This window comes from Aequorivita antarctica, from assembly GCF_007997155.1.
GTDB lineage: Bacteria > Bacteroidota > Bacteroidia > Flavobacteriales > Flavobacteriaceae > Aequorivita > Aequorivita antarctica.
The window spans coordinates 1-1,261 of record NZ_VORT01000037.1 but is presented as its reverse complement, the minus strand read 5'-3'; the positions used below and the strand labels follow the sequence as shown (position 1 = coordinate 1,261).

Annotated in this window: 1 protein-coding gene; it reads left to right on the top strand. The window is 32.4% G+C overall.

Annotated elements, in window-relative coordinates; translation table 11 throughout:
- Positions 1–152: 152 nt before the first annotated feature.
- On the top strand, positions 153–1,001 hold the full coding sequence (locus ESU54_RS17635; RefSeq protein ID WP_235004639.1) for a hypothetical protein: 849 nt from the start codon (positions 153–155) through the stop codon (positions 999–1,001).
- Positions 1,002–1,261 lie beyond the last annotated feature (260 nt).

The window sequence follows — 1,261 nt, the reverse complement described above, 5'->3', positions numbered from 1 at the left end:
AGGTCGCCAAATCTTTTGATTTGGCTTTTAGAAAAATAAGATAAAACAAAATGCAAAAGATTTGGCTTGTGCATAATCCGAATGGTAATCGCTTATTTACAGCCCTACTTCTTTTATACTAAACGTTATGCCACATATTAAAAAAAACTTTGATGAAAATTAAGATTCTGTCTTTTCTATTAATCTTTTTCTTTTTTAGTGAATTTTATGGACAGAATTCAAAAACGGAAATGGCTCTTTATAACATTGGATTAGGCTCAGTTTTTAGTGGAGTTGGCGCATTGATTAACAAAAAGCCAAATGAACGGTGGGGGAAAGTACTATTGAAAGGAATGGGACAAGGTGCTTTAGGTGGATATTTGATTTACGAAAGTAAAAATTTGATTGCGAACATTAACAATAAGCAAAAATGGGAATATAGCTGGTATGGAAAAATAGTCAACTCGGCAGGCACTTCAATAGTTGAGAACGCTTCGTCGAATCGGGATTTTTGGGAAAAATGGCATTTAAATATTGGTTTTAATAGGTTGGAATTTTACACGAAAGATAAATTTCAAGTCAAATATAAAATAATGCCCATTTCATTATATTTGGCTGTTTCCACCGCTATAAGCAATAAATTTGAATTTAAAAGAACGCTCCAAACTGGTGAAATAATATTTTCAAACAACAACACAGGGAATTCTGGAACAACTTATGGTAATATCGTATTAATTGAGCGGGATTTATTAGGTAACTATAATGTTTTCACTCACGAAATAATCCATATTTATCAATATTACGATTACAATTTTATTAATACTTATTTAAACAAGCCCTACAAAAAATGGAGCGAGCAATCGAAAACATTCTCAAAAATAAATGATCTTTTTTACATTGATCTAAATGGGGTTATTTTGAGACCGCTTTATCTTTTAGAAAACGGAAATAAGAATTGCTATTATGACAATTTCTTTGAAAATGAGGCCGGGTTTTATACAGGATTTCGGTCTTGTGACTGAAAATACGTGGCATAACAATGTATAACCGCAATTACGGCGGATTCGACTGCGTCCGAATCCACGCGTAATTGCTACCGTCGGTGCTAAACCTAAAAACATTAAATTTAATCCCGTAACTGCGGTTATACTAAACGTTGGCAAAAATTTAACTGACCACGTATAGAGAGTTGTTTTATAAAAAAAGACAATCATGTTCTATAAAAAAGAATTAAGAGAATTAGTAGAGGATTATGGAGGAGGTCGTGGAAAGAAAAATGCTA

Coding starts and splice junctions, on each gene's coding strand:
- ESU54_RS17635 (WP_235004639.1), top strand. CDS start 153: ATGAAAATTAAGATTCTGTCTTTTCTATTAATCTTTTTCTTTTTTAGT.